This window comes from Nitrosomonas sp. (genome assembly GCA_031316255.1).
Lineage (GTDB): Bacteria > Pseudomonadota > Gammaproteobacteria > Burkholderiales > Nitrosomonadaceae > Nitrosomonas.
On sequence record JALDQW010000001.1, the window covers coordinates 2,766,504 to 2,782,446 of the forward strand.

General features: G+C 44.1%; 15 protein-coding genes, 1 pseudogene and 1 riboswitch. Of the genes and pseudogenes, 12 read left to right on the plus strand and 4 right to left on the minus strand.

Features of this window, described 5'->3' with window-relative positions; all coding sequences use genetic code 11:
- The first annotated feature begins 92 nt into the window (after positions 1-92).
- From MRK00_12355 to MRK00_12370, 4 genes are all read left to right on the plus strand, one after another.
- The gene (locus tag MRK00_12355) at positions 93-317 is read left to right on the plus strand and encodes a hypothetical protein (GenBank protein MDR4518162.1); all 225 of its coding nucleotides are present in this window, start codon (positions 93-95) and stop codon (positions 315-317) included.
- A gap of 216 nt (positions 318-533) precedes the next feature.
- The gene (locus MRK00_12360) at positions 534-1,877 is read left to right on the plus strand and encodes a DUF2254 domain-containing protein (protein MDR4518163.1); all 1,344 of its coding nucleotides are present in this window, start codon (positions 534-536) and stop codon (positions 1,875-1,877) included.
- A gap of 10 nt (positions 1,878-1,887) precedes the next feature.
- Positions 1,888-3,276 carry a mechanosensitive ion channel gene (locus MRK00_12365; GenBank protein MDR4518164.1) on the plus strand — a complete coding sequence of 463 codons (1,389 nt, stop codon included), beginning with the start codon at positions 1,888-1,890 and terminating at the stop codon, positions 3,274-3,276.
- A gap of 19 nt (positions 3,277-3,295) precedes the next feature.
- On the plus strand, positions 3,296-4,387 hold the full coding sequence (locus tag MRK00_12370; protein ID MDR4518165.1) for an endonuclease/exonuclease/phosphatase family protein: 1,092 nt from the start codon (positions 3,296-3,298) through the stop codon (positions 4,385-4,387).
- 63 nt (positions 4,388-4,450) lie between these two features.
- Here the strand turns inward: MRK00_12370 and MRK00_12375 are convergent, their stop codons facing one another.
- Positions 4,451-4,945 carry a hypothetical protein gene (locus tag MRK00_12375; protein ID MDR4518166.1) on the minus strand — a complete coding sequence of 165 codons (495 nt, stop codon included), beginning with the start codon at positions 4,943-4,945 and terminating at the stop codon, positions 4,451-4,453.
- 100 nt (positions 4,946-5,045) lie between these two features.
- Between MRK00_12375 and istA the strand changes: the two genes are divergently transcribed.
- Genes istA through MRK00_12395 form a run of 4 tightly spaced genes read left to right on the plus strand, consistent with a single transcriptional unit; the run spans position 5,046 to position 7,739 of the window.
- A complete protein-coding gene (gene istA, locus MRK00_12380; GenBank protein MDR4518167.1) occupies positions 5,046-5,627 on the plus strand; it encodes an IS21 family transposase in 582 nt (193 codons plus the stop codon).
- Positions 5,628-5,644: 17 nt separating this feature from the next.
- On the plus strand, positions 5,645-6,541 hold the full coding sequence (locus MRK00_12385; protein MDR4518168.1) for a hypothetical protein: 897 nt from the start codon (positions 5,645-5,647) through the stop codon (positions 6,539-6,541).
- Positions 6,531-7,277, plus strand: coding sequence for an IS21-like element helper ATPase IstB (gene istB, locus MRK00_12390; protein ID MDR4518169.1), 747 nt, complete (start codon positions 6,531-6,533; stop codon positions 7,275-7,277). The genes MRK00_12385 and istB overlap by 11 nt, the downstream gene beginning before the upstream one ends.
- A gap of 51 nt (positions 7,278-7,328) precedes the next feature.
- Positions 7,329-7,739, plus strand: a complete 411-nt coding sequence (locus MRK00_12395) for a sel1 repeat family protein (GenBank protein MDR4518170.1) — start codon at positions 7,329-7,331, stop codon at positions 7,737-7,739.
- A gap of 82 nt (positions 7,740-7,821) precedes the next feature.
- Here the strand turns inward: MRK00_12395 and MRK00_12400 are convergent, their stop codons facing one another.
- The 3 genes from MRK00_12400 to MRK00_12410 form a co-directional block, all read right to left on the minus strand.
- On the minus strand, positions 7,822-9,480 hold the full coding sequence (locus MRK00_12400) for an FHA domain-containing protein (protein MDR4518171.1): 1,659 nt from the start codon (positions 9,478-9,480) through the stop codon (positions 7,822-7,824).
- A 90-nt stretch (positions 9,481-9,570) separates the two neighbouring features.
- The gene (locus MRK00_12405) at positions 9,571-10,668 is read right to left on the minus strand and encodes an EAL domain-containing protein (protein ID MDR4518172.1); all 1,098 of its coding nucleotides are present in this window, start codon (positions 10,666-10,668) and stop codon (positions 9,571-9,573) included.
- 256 nt (positions 10,669-10,924) lie between these two features.
- Entirely contained in the window at positions 10,925-12,202 is a 1,278-nt protein-coding gene (locus MRK00_12410) for a TIGR02270 family protein (protein MDR4518173.1), read from the minus strand.
- Between the two features lie 385 nt (positions 12,203-12,587).
- Between MRK00_12410 and MRK00_12415 the strand changes: the two genes are divergently transcribed.
- The 4 genes and pseudogenes from MRK00_12415 (at position 12,588) to MRK00_12430 (ending at position 15,824) form a co-directional block, all read left to right on the plus strand.
- Positions 12,588-14,414 carry a hypothetical protein gene (locus MRK00_12415; protein ID MDR4518174.1) on the plus strand — a complete coding sequence of 609 codons (1,827 nt, stop codon included), beginning with the start codon at positions 12,588-12,590 and terminating at the stop codon, positions 14,412-14,414.
- A gap of 12 nt (positions 14,415-14,426) precedes the next feature.
- Positions 14,427-14,525, plus strand: a pseudogene (locus MRK00_12420) (IS1595 family transposase).
- 98 nt (positions 14,526-14,623) lie between these two features.
- Positions 14,624-15,381 (plus strand): IS5 family transposase gene (locus tag MRK00_12425; protein ID MDR4518175.1). Its coding sequence is split into 2 segments (ribosomal slippage): positions 14,624-14,975 and positions 14,975-15,381, totalling 759 coding nucleotides; the frame shifts between segments, so codons are not numbered across the junction.
- Positions 15,382-15,627: 246 nt separating this feature from the next.
- A riboswitch (cyclic di-GMP riboswitch) is annotated at positions 15,628-15,719 on the plus strand.
- Positions 15,675-15,824: a hypothetical protein gene (locus MRK00_12430; protein MDR4518176.1), complete on the plus strand. Its 150-nt coding sequence runs from the start codon at positions 15,675-15,677 to the stop codon at positions 15,822-15,824. Its footprint overlaps the riboswitch before it by 45 nt.
- Positions 15,825-15,943 lie beyond the last annotated feature (119 nt).

Sequence of the window (15,943 nt, forward strand, 5' to 3'; positions counted from 1 at the left end):
GATGGGGCACCCATTAGCCTTCCTGAGTCAATCTTGAATATTATTCACAGCGTCAACGCGAAGTTCAGATCGAGACGATTCACCACCTGCACGTGGAAGTATATGCTTCGATAAACCGTGTGCCAAAATCGGTTAAGCAGAATGGTCCTTTTGATGGTACCGCCGATCTGGTCATCGATATCACATTCAAGGGTGATAATTCAACAGGTACGGTCGTACTTATATCCTGCACCGATATCGATAACGACCCGTCAAACGACTGCGATAATTGTGATATTCTCGCTGGTACCGCTTTAGATTTAACCAAAATATTTTAATTCTGCAACATCATTATGTATTTTCGGATGAATTAACGCGCGCATGCAGCTAAGCAAAGTAGTATCTTGTTGAACTAAATAAACCCCTCGCCGGGCAGGCGAGGGGTTTTTGGTTGAGTGATTATGTTTGGGCAGGATTCGTGATTCACTAGACTGCATTCGGTCTTGTCACAAGACCTTATCTATAAAACAGGACCAGGCAAACAAATAATAACGATGCTTAAATTATTTTGGGAAAAACTGCTGACAACGATCTGGTTTATACCAACGCTCATAGCGACAGGGCTCGTCATGACGGCGGTTGGACTTCTGAACCTGGACCAGCACGTTGATGTACATAACTGGCCATGGATAAATACGCTGCAGATTGGCGCTTCCGGCATTCGACAATCGCTCGTGGTTACAACGAGTGCAATTATCTCGGTGACGGGTGTGGTTTTTTCGATTTCGGTTGTTGCACTGACGTTGGCGGCAAATCAGTTTGGATCAAAAATTCTGTATAACTTTTTGCGTGATATCAATACCAAAATCGTGTTGGGATTACTCATTGGAAGTTTTCTATACGGTCTTGCACTGCTTTCATTTATTGATACACATGAGACGTCTGCCCAGCAAATACCGATTATCTCTGTTGCCGTTAATTTGCTGCTGACAGTGCTGTCAATTATCGGCCTGATTTATTTCATCCATTATATTTCAACCACCATCCAAGCGGATCAGATCATTTCCTTGATCGGAGAGGAGTTGAATGAGGCGATAGAAAAATCCTTATTTGATCTGGATGAGCAAAGTATGGCCGATTCCTTGAAACAGAGGTGGGATATCGCTGTACATGCAATGCCATCGGAAACCATACTGGCTTCGGCGAGTGGTTATGTGGAATTTGTCGATGTGGGCAAACTCAATAATATTGCAGAAAGTGAGAATCAGCATATCGAATTACTGTTACGGCCGGGTGATTTTGTAATCGAAAATTCTCCGGTTTTGCGGATATATTTTGATGGAGAAATCGATGCAGTCTGTGAAAGCAGGTTGAGATTATGTATTTCCCTGGGACGAAAAAGAACGCCGTTCAGTGATATAGAATTTGCGATCATGCAGTTGTTGCAAATCGCTTTGCGTGCATTGTCGCCCGGCATTAACGATTCTCTGACAGCGATTGCTTGTATCGACTGGCTCAGCGCATCACTGGGCCGCATGACAAACAAAAATTTTCCCTTGGAGTATCTGAAAGATTCAAACGGTGTTGTGCGCGTAAAAAAACGCGAATTCTGCTTTACGGATGCGGTTGATACGATGTTTCATCCGTTAAGACAGAATGTTACGACCAATGAAATGGTCATGATTCATTTGCTCGAGACGATTTCAAGAATTCTGCAGGTTTCCAGGAAATCTCAGTATTCTGATGTGTTATTTAACCACGCGGAATTGATCATGAAATCGTCAAAAGAAAATTTCCGGAATCCTTCGGATGCAGAGGAGATTGCCAAACGGTTTGAGAAATGCCAGGCAATTTATAAAAATACCAAAACCGGATTGGTTGGTTGCCATTATCAATAGAGTTCAACACATGTACACAACAATATCGTCGGCATTTATTCTAGGCATGGTGCTTGTCGCAAGTCCGTTATGCGCCGATCAATTAACTGATCTGATCGCCGGGAAAGCCGAACCGAAACAGGATGCCGCCGCCTCGAAGGTGATTGAGGTCAATGCCTCCGAATTGGACGACAAAAAGATTCAGAAACGTTTGCAAAAAATTTTCTCTGAAATGGAGGGTTTGAAAAAGATCAGCATCCAGGTCAGCAATGGTATTGTAACGCTACAGGGCAATGTTAATTCGGCTTCAGCGGAAGACAAAGCGATACAGCTATCTCAGCAGGTTGAAGGTGTCGTCGAAGTCGAGAATGAACTGGTGATTACGCATGATCTGAAAGAACGCCTGGAGAATACATGGCAGAAATTCGAAAGAATCGCAAGAGAAATCCTGACAAGCTTGCCTGTTTTACTGCTCGCAATTATCACTTTTATACTTTCCTGGCTTTTTGGCCGATGGCTATCACGGCGACAAAGCCTTTACCGCAGAATTGCGCCCAATTACTTTATTGCGAACTTGTTCGGACAAATGACCCAGCTTTTTTTCATTTTGCTCGGATTGGCGCTTGCTTTATCGCTGTTGGATCTTACTGCTTTGTTAGGCTCAATACTTGGAGCGGCCGGTATTATTGGACTTGCGGTTGGTTTTGCTGTCAGAGATACGGTTGAGAACTATATCGCCAGTATTTTATTGAGCTTGCGCAATCCGTTTGAAGTCAATGATCTGGTTGAGATCGATGGTATCGAAGGTAATGTAGCGCGTTTGACCACACGCGCTACCATATTGATTTCTCCCGATGGGAATCATATTCGAATTCCCAATTCAAGTGTTTTTAAGGCCGTTATTGTTAACTACACGCGCAGTGCGGAGCGGCGTTTTCAGTTTGATGTCGGTATAGATACTCATCAAGACCTGTTGAATGTTCAAACAATTGCCTTGCATGCTCTGGATTCCATTGAAGGGGTACTGAGTGAGCCCAAACCGATGATTACTATTGAAGCACTGGGAGATTCCAGCATCGTTCTGAGGATTTATGGGTGGACCGATCAGGAGAAGTACAGTTTTCCGAAAGTACGCAGCGAGGCCATCCGTCAGATAAAAGAGACTTTTGACCGGGAAAAAATCATTATGCCGGAGCCTGCTTATCAAATCAAAATGAGCGGTAACGAAACAAATACTGATCTTGTGCAAAAAAAAGAAGGCGCCCGGCAAACGCCATACCCGGCCAGCCTACAACCTGGGATAATCACCCATGCCGCAGTCGATATCAGCAATGACGATGCGATCGAGAAAAAAGTCGAAAATGAACACGAGCGCGTCGATGCCGAGAATCTGCTTGATAAAAATACCGCTCAGGAATGATGAAAGAGTTTTCCAGTAAATGCAGCTTACTTTTCTGATTATTACCGTCATTTTGACTCTGCTGACCGTGCTGCCGATTTCGCGGCATGAAGCCTGGTGGATTCGTGGTCTGGATTTTCCCCGGTTACAGCTTTTCCTGATTATTTTGATCACGCTTGCACTGGAACTGCTGTTGTTGGATTTGTCCTTGCCGCTTAACTGGGGACTTGTCACATTGGTATGGCTGTGCCTGATCTACCAGGCCTGGTGGATCGCACCTTATACATTTCTTTTTCCTGTGGAAGTCAAAACAGCGCAGGCGCCAGATCACAAAAAAAGTATCAAAATTATTACCGCCAATGTGCTGATGCCGAATAGAAACGCGGTCGGACTCCTTGAACTGGTTCGTGAAAATGAGCCGGATATTTTAGTGACATTAGAGTCGGATAGCTGGTGGGAAGCACAGCTGGATAGTCTCGAAACCGATTATCCCTTTACAATCAAGTGTCCGTTGGATAATCTCTACGGTATGCATGTCTACTCAAGATTTCCGATGATGAATTGTCAGATCGAATATTTGGTCGAGCCTGACAAACCCTCGATGCATGCGCTGACTATGCTGCCATCCGGGCATACGGTGCGTATTCATTTTCTGCATCCGGCGCCCCCGAGTCCGACTGAAAATGAAGCGTCTTCAGAGCGCGATGCAGAGCTGGTCATTGTGGCCAGAAGCGTGGCCGATTCCGATGTGCCAGTTATCGTGACGGGTGACTTGAATGACGTGGCTTGGTCGAAAACAACACGACTGTTCAGGAAAATCAGTGGACTGCTTGACCCGAGAGTGGGTCGAGGTATGTTTAATACGTTTCACGCCGATTACTGGTGCCTGCGCTGGCCGCTGGATCATTTGTTTCATAGCCGACATTTTACGCTCCAGCGTTTGGAAAGACTGCGCAGCTTCGACTCGGATCATTTTGCGTTATATACCGAACTTGTATTTGAACATGATCGTAACGATGAACAGAGTGGACTGGATGTCGAAGGCGATGACGAAGCCTGGGCAAGAATGAAAGCAATGAATCGGAATGTCAGCAAAAGTGATGTTCCGCAACCGGAAAAGCATTTGGTGTAACTCGCTGTTGTGATCGATGTCAGCTGGAGTTGAGTGGGGTTGCCCGCTTTCCGGTTTCTGGAATCATGTTTTAAGCCGGGGGACTTTTTCTTTTAACATATGTTCAGCAGGCTTTAGCAGTAATTTTCCATCAGCATCTACGGTTTCTTCCTGGCAAGTCAATTGATTTTCGGCGAATTCCGGTTCACGGCAACGATTTTGCCTGAAGATCAATGAACCATCGGCAAGCGAGAAAACGCTGGTGCTGTGCAAAAGATGATCAGCAGCGTTCTCCGTGACACAGGATACAGCCAGAAATTGGTTGTTGCTGGATAATTCCGGATCTATACAATCGCTGAATAATTGTATGCGCTGATTATTTTTCAACCAATGAAGATAAATCCTGATCTTGAGTCCTTCACGAATATCTTCTGGGTCAGATTGATAGTGTGGTTTGATAATCGCGGCCATATCAGTATTTAAAAATTTTATTTGTGTTATTGCTTCATCAAGACCCCAGTTAATTGGATGAATGATGCTCTGGATAAAAGAATTGTCCACAGGTGTGTAAATCGGCATGTAAAACTTACCAGAATTTTCGGAAAATCGGCGTTGAAAAGTTTCCACTCTGAGATGATAAATTACCGGCATTTTGCTGGAGAACTTTGGAGTGATAGAGATGGATATAATTGCCGAAATCAGAAGGCGACATTTTGTCAGTAAAGAAAAAATCAGTTCAATTGCCCGTTCATTGGGGCTGTCCCGTCCTACAGTCAGGAAACATTTAAAGACGGAGGCTGAACCGGAATATCGGCGTCAAACGCAATGTGCGCCGAAGCTAGGAGAATTTAAAGCGTTATTGACCAGTTGGCTGGAAACAGAGGCATTGCTACCGCAAAAGCAGCGTCGAACAGCAATGCGATTATATGAAGGTTTGATAATTGAAGGTTATACAGGCGCTTATGACAGCGTTCGGCGTTTTGTAAAGCAGTGGAAAGCAGAGAACAAGGATACCCCGGCACCCAGGCAAACGTTTGTTCCTTTAGCGTTTAAACCCGGTGAAGTCTGTCAATTTGACTGGAGTCAGGAAGTTGTTGATCTGGGTGGGCGGGAACAAGTCGTCAAGGTGGCGCATTTTCGTTTGTGTTACAGCCGCAAGATGTTTGTCGTCGCTTATTTCAGGGAAGCGCAGGAGATGCTGATGGATGCGCATAATCGTGCATTTGCGTTCTTTGGTGGCGTGCCGCTGCAGATGGTTTAGACAATCCCAAGACAATTGTGGATGCGGTTTTGATGGGCAAAGAGAGAAAGTTTAATCGGCGGTTTATGGCATTGGCGAATCACTATTTGTTTGAACCGGTTGCCTGCACGCCGGCGGCCGGCTGGGAGAAAGGTCAGATAGAGAATCAGGTGGGTAATGTCAGAGAATGGCTGTTCACGCCGCGCATAAAGTTTGCAACGCTGGATGACTTAAACCGCTGGCTGGCGCAGCGTTGTCATGAGCTGTCAAACAGGAAGCATCCTGATTTTGCACAAACCATTGCGGAATGTTTTCAGCAGGAACAACCGTTATTGCGGCAAATCACAACACCATTTGCCGGTTATGTTGAGCACCTGATGAAAGTCTCCAGAACCTGCCTGGTGCGTGTTGACCGGAATCAGTACAGTGTACCGGCCCAATGGTCCGGGAAGGTGGTTTCGGTCAGAGTATTTGCCGGTCATCTTGATATTGTGGCGGAGGGAAAAGCGATTGCGACGCATCAACGCAATTTCCTGCGCGATCAGCTGATCTGTAATCCATGGCATTATTTGCCCGTGCTGGAGAAGAAACCCGGTGCTATCCGTCACGGCGCGCCATTCCAGAACTGGGAACTACCGGAATCGATCCGTCACGTACGTGAGAAACTTCAGAAGCAAGATAAAAATGAACGCGCTTTTGTTGATCTGTTGTTATTGACCCGCGAAGCCGGTCTTGATGCACTTGAGACAGCCTGTGAACTGGCGTTGGAATCCGGTGTTGTCAATGCCAGTGTGTTGCAGAATGCTATACGGCGTTTGATTGAACCAGTTCGTTCCAAGACATTGAATACCGGCGATACCTTACAACTAACCACTGAACCGCTGGCCGATTTCCAGCGTTACGATCATTTGCTTGGAAGCCGCCATGTCCACTGACTTGCTTACCCAACTCAAAGCATTGCATCTGTATGGCATGAGCGACGCCTGGTCTGAGTTAAGCGCTGAAATGCCGCAACGCAAGCAAATATCGCCGGAAACCGTATTAAGCCAACTGATCAATGCCGAAATAGCCGAACGCCAGCTACGCAGCCTGAAATACCAGATGAAGGCTGCAAAGTTTCCAATCCACCGCGACCTGGTGAAATTCGACTGGAATGAAACGCCACTCTCACGCCAACAGATAGAACAGCTCTCAACGGCTGCTTTTATGGATGATGCACATAACCTCATCCTGGTCGGTGGCACCGGTACCGGCAAAACCCATTTGGCCACAGCACTGGGCGTTGCCGCTATTCATCATGGCAAACGCATTCGATTCTTCAACGCTGTGGACTTGGTTAACCTGCTGGAGCAGGAAAAACAACTGAATAAAACCGGACACCTGGCCAGAAGGCTCATTCAGATTGACGCAGTCATCCTTGATGAACTGGGCTATCTGCCTTTCCCGGAATCAGGTGGCGCACTCCTGTTTCACTTGATCAGCCAGCTGTATGAGCGCACTTCACTCATTATAACGACCAACCTGAAATTCAGTGAATGGGTGCAGGTTTTTGGCGATGCCAAAATGACCACTGCATTGTTAGACCGTATTACACATCATTGCGACATCCTGGAAACCGGCAATGATTCTTACCGTTTCAAACATCGAAAACAATGTATAAAAACCAATTAACCAACTAAACAAGGTGGAAACTTTTCGACGCCGATGACTGGAAAATTTTCAATGCCGATTGACACGAAGTCTGGTTTAGTATCGTCACAATACAATCTTGGTTATATGTATGATAGTGGGCATTGTGCGTCTCAAAATTATAGAGAAGCTGAAAAGTGGTACCGGAAAGCAGCAGAACAAGGGCATGCAGGTGCACAAAATAATCTCGGTAATATGTATTGGCATGGAAAAGGTCATTTATCCAAAAATGACAATGAGGCCGTTAAATGGTATCGACTAGCGGCGCATCAGGGAGATCGAAATGGTCAATTCAATTTTGGCAAAACTCTTCATTATGGCCGTGGTATAAATCAGGATTTAACACAAGCAATAGAATGGTACCGCAAAGCTGCAGCTCAAGGGTTATTGCAAGCACAAGAGCAACTGCAAATCATCGAACAGCAATTCAACCGAAGGTATTAGCTGTGGTCGCAAAAAATTGGGTTGGTTGGTTTGATCAATAACTCAGGTGATTTTTCAGCCGATCCACCACAGGCTTATCGGTTTAATTCAGCAACGGTTTGAAACCGAAACCAAAATGCAGCGGATCTTCCCCGATTACGGCTGCAGAAAAAATGAGCAGCACATAGTCGTATGTTTCCTTGGGTAATTTGGATTGCTGAATAAATTTCCAGAAATTTCTTTCCCGGGGATTGTCCGGCATTTGATTCAGTGCCTGCCGTATCCGCGTTTGCCCGTAATTGTAACTGGCCAGCACCAGCAATCCGGATGCCTGTGCTTCAGTGCTGTATAAATATTTGAGATATTTCGCGCCAGCACGGGTTGCCTGTTCAAAATTAAAACGCTCATCCTGTGCGTCAAATTTGGGTTTGTGCGCTAAAGGTCCGGGCCTGAGACCAAATTCCTGGCCAGTATTCGGCAAGAATTGCCAGGCGCCTTTGGCAATTCCAAATCGTGTTTCCGGGCCGATGGCATTGGTATCGTAATTACTTTCCTGTAATGGCAAATAGGCAAAATACAGTGGCAACCCTTCTCTGGAGAGCGCGTTGATGATGAGCGGTGAGTATTCTAGTGTTTCGAGATGCGCCATTGCCTGATGCAGCCGCTCGGATTGCTTCCAGTAATCGATATAACGTTTGACTTCAGCAATGAATCCATCCGGAAGTTCCAGTTCGCTTTCTCCAAAGCCGCGGGCAACTTTAAGAATCAAATCATCTTCATGTTGCGATTTGCCGGAAAAAGAAAAATTTAAAGTCTTTGTTTCATTGACGTAATTTTGATACCGTTGCCGCATTTCATTGAGTTTTTGCCTTTTTTTGGCAATCAGTTTTCGTTCGGCTTCGATTCTTTGCTGTTCGGCGACGATTTTTTGCTGATCTATTTCTAATTTCTGATCAAGAATGGCTTTTATTGTCAGTTCCAATATCTCGCCGCTTTCGCTCAGCCTGATTTCGGACTGCGATAAACTCACTTCGAGCGTTTTGATATCGTAAAACATATCGATTGCCAGATTGCGCGCGTTAGCAAGCGAGATCTGCTGATAAGCGATCAGTACGCATAACATTAAAAACACAGTACTGAGTGACCAGATCAGTTTTTTATAACTTTTCTTTTGATCAGCTCTGTCTTCATGTATGATTTTTCTGACCATGCGCGTGTAATGGCCGAAATCTTCGCCATCGGATTCGGAGAGTAATCGCGCTCTTAATTCCGCCTTGCTGTAATTTTTCTGTGCGCTGCTGGTTCTGTTTGATGGGGTTGAAGACAAGCTGTTGCTGTTGTTTTGCTTATTTTCAAGAAATTCATGCAAGTTGGGTTGATTGCGTTGGCCTTGGGATGCTATTTCCAGATAAGGCCCCGATTTGCTCAGGGCGACTACTGCCGGTAAATTCAGTGGGGCTTTTTCTTTGATGCGTTGATTCTTGATATATACGCCATTGGCGCTATTAAGATCGTAGGCAACCCAGACTGATTGATATTTGATCTCAAGATGATGGCGGCTGACCAGTTTGTCCGGAATGACAATATCATTATCGGTAGCCCGGCCAGCGGTAAAAGCCTGGGAGAAACTAAAAGTCTGCATGATTTCTCCACTGCCATTAATCAGATTGACTGTTACCTCGGGGCGCATCATGACAGTATGATCTGTCTCATCTTGCTTTTGATTGCCGGACGATGGCGATATTACTGTCTTGTCATTCATATCTGTAACGACACTGTCTAATGGATTGCTGGAGGAATGGAATAAATGCCTCTATAATCCAATAAGTTGAAATTAGAATAATAATGCCTGTTAGGAAAGGCTAAGCGCGTTATGACCGGGTTGCCCATAATAAAAGCCTTGCAATAAATCTATACCGATTTGGCGGCAGTATTCGCTTTCTGCCGCCGTTTCCACCCCTTCGGCAAGTAACTTGATATTTAAATCATGACTATAATTAACCAGCATTTCTATCATGCGCTGGCGTGCGGGACTTGCAGTATCCAAATTGTGTATCAAGCAAAAGTCCAGTTTCAAGATGTCGGGCGACACTTCCGACAATTCAAGCAAACGCGCTTGTCCGGCGCCAAAATCATCGAAGGCCAGACCTATGTCCAGTGTTTGTAAATAGTGTTTCAATCGCTTAAGTTTATCAATGTGCGTGACCGCTTTTTCAGGTACTTCCAATACAAATCTGGTTTCACTATTATTTTCGCGTATTTTACATATCCACCGAAACAAGTAGTCCAGGTCTTCAAGTTCTTTTGGATGAAGATTAAAGAAAAAAAGACAATCCGATGAATAATTTTTTAATTCACATAGTCCTGCCTCAAGAAACAGTTTACTTAACTCGATTTCACTTCCTTTCTGTTCTGCAAGATAAAAAAGAGAACTGGGTGATTCAGGTAGCAAGGAATGGCAACCTCTTCCCAATAATTCATAAGCAACAGTATCCAGTTTGGTATTGACGATTGGTTGCAAAACACTTTTTACAAGCTTCTGTGCTATAAGTGTTTCAATCTCTTTTGAATCCTTGGAAAATTCATGCACAACCTTTCCGGTTGCAATAATAGTATGCTCACTGTCTGTGTTAATGGAACTTTCTTCCCATTTATCAATAATTATTCTCAACTGAATATCGCCTAACCGAATAACATCACCGTCCTCAATCGGTGTGCCTATGGTAACTTCATGATCGTTAAGGTAAGTGCCGTTGGTGCTGTTCAGATCTCTAAGGCAAAGTTTTCCATGAAGATTGATAATCTCCGCATGGTGGCGTGAAAGCGTATCTGCGTCGATAGCGAGATCAGAATCTGACTTGCGGCCTATAACAAAAGGTAAATGATTCACGACCACCTTGCTGTAGACTTGCTCTGGAGTGAAGAAGCCTTCTAGAAAACAGATTTCCATATTAATAAGCAATCAGCTTAAAGAAAAATATAGAGAGTAATCAAGCCAATACTAATTGCCGCAAAAATAATGGACAACCTCCACCATGCCTTGCGAGCGGGATTGGCATGTCCAAGCGATCGCAGATAATCATTAATCAGTAAGCTCGCAAAATACAGTGAAAAAATAGCGAACACTATTGGAATTAACCAAAACGTAAACATTCTTTATCCGATAAGTTTTTTATTGCCCAATTACGGTTATGATAAAAACACATCTAGGCGGCGCATGCTTCGTGAGTCATTTTTCCAAGCCATCGTTTTTGCCGCCACCCCGGTGCAGATATTGGAAACAAGCCTGTTTTAGGATTTAAAATGCTCAAATACAGCGCCGCTGCATGTCGTTGGGGTTGGTAACCAACATTAAGTGTTTCGAAACAATGTTCACGGGACACTTGTACGGCCATAAAATAACGCTGGCCATTAATAAAATTATGTTTGTTAGCATCCCACCAAACTTGAATTTTTGACGTATCAGGCCAAGCTAGATCTTCATCCTTGTCTATCGATACATCACTTTCTGCGGGGTTATCGTTTGGTCCGGAAAGCATTTCTTCCGGTGCATCTTTTTCAAGATCCAGATACGCAAGATCGAGTCCAGCAATAAAGCTAAACGATTCTCCTGCCAGACGGGCAACTTGCGAATCATCCATTTGCTTAATCAGCCATGGGACATAATAGGGATCGCCGACAATACCCGCACCTTGAATGACAAGCCTCAGGTTGATGGGATCTTGTGCAAGGGTTTTTAATAATGCATGCGCATCAGGAACCGGCAAAAATTTAAGAATCAGTTTTAAAGATTGCTCCTGCTGCGGATTTTGAGTTTGTGCAAGTGCATAAAGTATATCAAGTGGTTTTTTACGATTTCCCAGTAAGGCAGCTGACCACGCAGCCCAAAAACGGCATTCCTCATCTTGATCATCAAGATATTGCTCACAAGCTGACAACAAATCAACTCGGCCTAATTCTGCAGCAGCGCGCAATGCCCGCGCGCAAAGTTCGCTGTCGGCTGGTTGCATAAGTATATGATTCAGTGATTTGCCTGGATCAACACGATGCATGACACACGCTTCGATACCGATTAATTGTTTCAGAGTATTATGAGAAGCAAGCAACATGGCGACTGTTCCTTGCAGGCAGGATGCTGACACCCACCCGAAAGCGGCAAATAAACCGGCTTGTAAATTGGGCTCAGCGTTAACCAATGCAAATAAGTGATCCAACCATTGATTATTCTTATCTTCTAGCGCCCTAACCGCCGAAACAAATACTTCTCCAGGCCCTGGGTTTTCCATTGCCATTTCACAGACTCTGGTACCATAATCGGCCGCGATAGACAGTCCATCCAGATGTGCGGCAACCCGATTATCCAGTTTAATAAGGTCTGTTAAATCATAATGCGGCGCATCAACTGCACTGTGCCTTAGTTGCCAAAGAAAAGCAGCTTCTTCGGCATGCTGATCGATAATGTGCGGGATTACAGATAAAGCCATACGCTTTTTAAAATTATTTTAACAATAATTAATGAATATCATAATGTTAGCGACTCGCTGTTACCAATTCAATTGATACGCTATTTGTTTTCAAGGTGCGCATTAATATCTGGGAAACTTGGATAACAATTTGATTCATTGGTGTTATCCTTATACCACAAAAATATAAGTCACTTTTGTAAACAGCATCTGTGCTATCAGTAATTGACAGAATGATTTTGCTATGAAAGATAGCAACTTTCTGTGATATTTGCCACTGATTTACTTGTTCTGTTGTTATGTAATTATGATGATACGATGATCTGTTTTTATTTTTGGCTGACGGCTGTGTGGAATATTAGAATATTTAAAATACGAACCAATCAGACAACCTGAGTAAAATTATATGAAAAGATTAATCTGGTTCTTGCCGCTGTCTCTAGGTTGGCTGGCATTTGCCTATTTTTGTGGCCGTATGATTCCTGACCAACAGTTATGGTTCGCTTTGGTTGCTACCATCGTTTTTGGATTACCTTTGTATCTGGCGGCAACCTATGCATTGACGATTCAACGTATTCATCGCGCCAATCAGCTGCGTAATATAGGTATTTTTTACTGGTTTTTGAACAGAAGAATTCTGCCTTACATCGGCTGGGCTTTCTGGGCGATTATCTTTGCGTTCTTGCTGCTGTTTTATATGGGTGTGGCGCGAAAATTTGAATGGATAGTTTTTATTCTGTCAATACCGGTATTTCTGTCGATTCATTCCATTTTTTTACCGATAGCCACTAAAGAATTCAAGCCCTATATCGCGTTGCATAAATCCCTGAGCTGGACACGCTGGTCCACTGCCATAGGCATGGCGATATTTTATGTTTTGTATGTAAAACTGAGCGGCGAGTATCCGGTCTATGAAACGCTTAGTGAAGCCATAAAAGAGCGCAGTCTGGGCGTAAATGGCGCCACTAACAGTGTTCTAATTCATGAAGTCATTCGCGTACTGGGTTTCGTAGAAGGGCTTAAAGCCTATGTTTTGGGCAGCCTGAATACACTGAGTGTTTTCGTGTTTCTTCTCTTCATTTTTCTTGGAAGTATTGTTTTTTTCTACAATATTGCACTTGCCATTTCAAGCTTTATGGTCCCGCTATCTGAGTACAGGCGTGTATTTTCTCCATTGCAGGATACAGAGGAACCCGAAAAAATACCGCCCAAAACACTTGCGATTGCTTCAGCGGTTACAAGTTTTTTTATTCTGTTCATTTATGTGCCGCTGACGGTATACGTTGACGCCTGGTTGCATGCATCGCCTCAGGTCGTTAGTCGATTCAACGAATTTACCGTAAAAATTGAGAAAATAGGCGACGAGTACTATCAATCCGGCACAATCGAGCAAACCCGGCTGGCTTATCTGGAAGTGATCACAGAACTGGATATCTCAATTGTTGAATTAAGAAAAACTACCGATGCAAGCTTTCAATTGATGGCTGAAAACGTAGACGATTACCTGGACTGGTACTACAGCCTTCCCGGAGAATATGAACGCATTGCGGCGTTGGCGACGGGAAAACTTGAAGCGTGGATGATCGAAAAACTTGAGGCCTATTTAACACAGGGCAATGCATTCGGCCCCGTCCAACAATCTATCGAAGAAACATTAAAAAAGAACGAAGCATTGCACAAGGAATATCAGGAAAAAATCAATACAATACTGGCGGAAAATCACATTAATACCGTTGGGTGGCGCCAGGAAGTTATTCAATCATCATCGCTAGATGCATTAAAAGCACCACCTAGCCATAGTGTTGTTGTTGATCTTGAGAACCGTTTGTTGGTTTCAGGGGGAACAGGTGCAATTACGGCGGTGATAGCCGGTAAAATCACAGCAAAAGTAATTGCCAAAGGTGCAATTCAGTTGGGCGCCAAGGCATTGGTGAAAGTTGCAACCGGCAAGGCCGCCGGCATTCTGGGCGGTGCCGGCGCAGGCGCCGCCACTGGTGCGGCTGTAGGTTCGGTTGTTCCTGGTGTTGGAACGGCGATCGGCGCGACTATTGGTGGGATAATAGGCGGGATTTCTGTCGGTCTTGGTGTGGAGCAATTACTGTTGAAGCTCGAAGAACATTATTCACGTGATGAATTTAAACAACAAATACTTGAGGCTATTGAAGAATCACGGCTTGAATTTGTGGAATCGCTAGCATCGAAAGATAACTTGTTGGGTATGAATCAGCCTTAATACCTTACTGATATAGAAGAAGCCGATGAAGCCTTTTTTTCGCAATTCTTCAAAGGCAAGAAAAGAGGAATGCCGCGTGCAGCGCCTAAGCGAGGCGGCAACGTCAAAAAGAGAGAAATTCTAAAAGTCATTATTCTTAGATAGTGTCGTCACAAGTTAGAAATTACTATATAATTATGCTGTAAGTGATTATTATAAATGGTAATAATATGTCAGAAGCTCATCGTAGACATGATCTGTCAGATCATGTCTGGTCGTTACTGGAACCCCATTTGCCAGGGCGATCGTGGGGAGGTGTTGCAAAAGATAATCGTCAGTTTATCAACGCGGTATTCTGGATTTTACGTACGGGCGCACCCTGGCGGGATTTGCCGCCGGATTACGGCGACTGGAAGAACACGCATCGACGATTTTGCCGATGGCGGGACAAAGGGGTTTGGGAAAAGTTACTGGAATTACTGGTCAATGATCCGGACTACGAATGGTTAATGATTGATGCCAGTCATATTAAAGTACATCCGCATGCATCTGGCGCGAAAGGCGGGAACCAAGCGATGAATCGCACAAAAGGGGGCTCAACACGAAATTACACCTGGCCGTGGATGCGCATGGTATGCCGGTCCGAATGTTTATTACAGACGGTACCACAGCGGATTGTACACAAGCTGTTGAATTAATCAGAGGCATCAATGCCGACTATTTGTTGGCTGATCGGGCTTATGATACCAATGAGATAGTTGAACACTGTGAGACTAAACAAATAGAACCAGTAATTCCATCGAAGAAAAATCGTATTCGCCCGCGTAATCATGATAAAAACTTATACCAATATCGACATTTAGTGGAAAATGCATTCTTACATCTAAAGCGTTGGAGAGGCATTGCAACACGATATGCGAAGAATGCTGCATCGTTTCTGGCGGCTGTCCATATACGATGCATCGCTATTTGGGCTAGTATCTCGTGACGACACTCTCTAGCTACTTATCCAAAATTCTATCATCTAGGACTACACTTTGTAGATGTTGGGTTATATCGGAATGATGTTTAATGTTCATTTGTTATTAAGGTAGATTCCAAATAGCGCCGTTAATTGAACACAATGACCTCCGATAAAGCCGGAAGGTTACTTTTTCCAGAAAATGTTGGTACCCAATTTTTGGGAAAAAATAGAAAAATTATTTTTGGATTTAATATCTTAATCGTAACAGGCATCTGATAAAGGCAAACCCATTGAGAGATGGGGACGCAAAGCCTCCGGTGAGCCGTTCAGTTTTTGAACAGGAAGATAGCGGGGTTACCAAAGTGTTTAGTCAATTTATGATGATGCTGGGTAAAAGTGTTTCACTCAATCGAGAATCACCGATTGATTGGATCAAGCAAGCTGGTGTTATCAGTTATCTGAGTTGACCCTGTTGCTTGAACTTTTTCCGGTATTTTCAAAATGATATTAGCTGTAGTATGAAGAAAGCTTCAATCGAAGGATGGAGACGCAATATTTTCTGTCTATAAAGTAGTGAAGTCGCAAT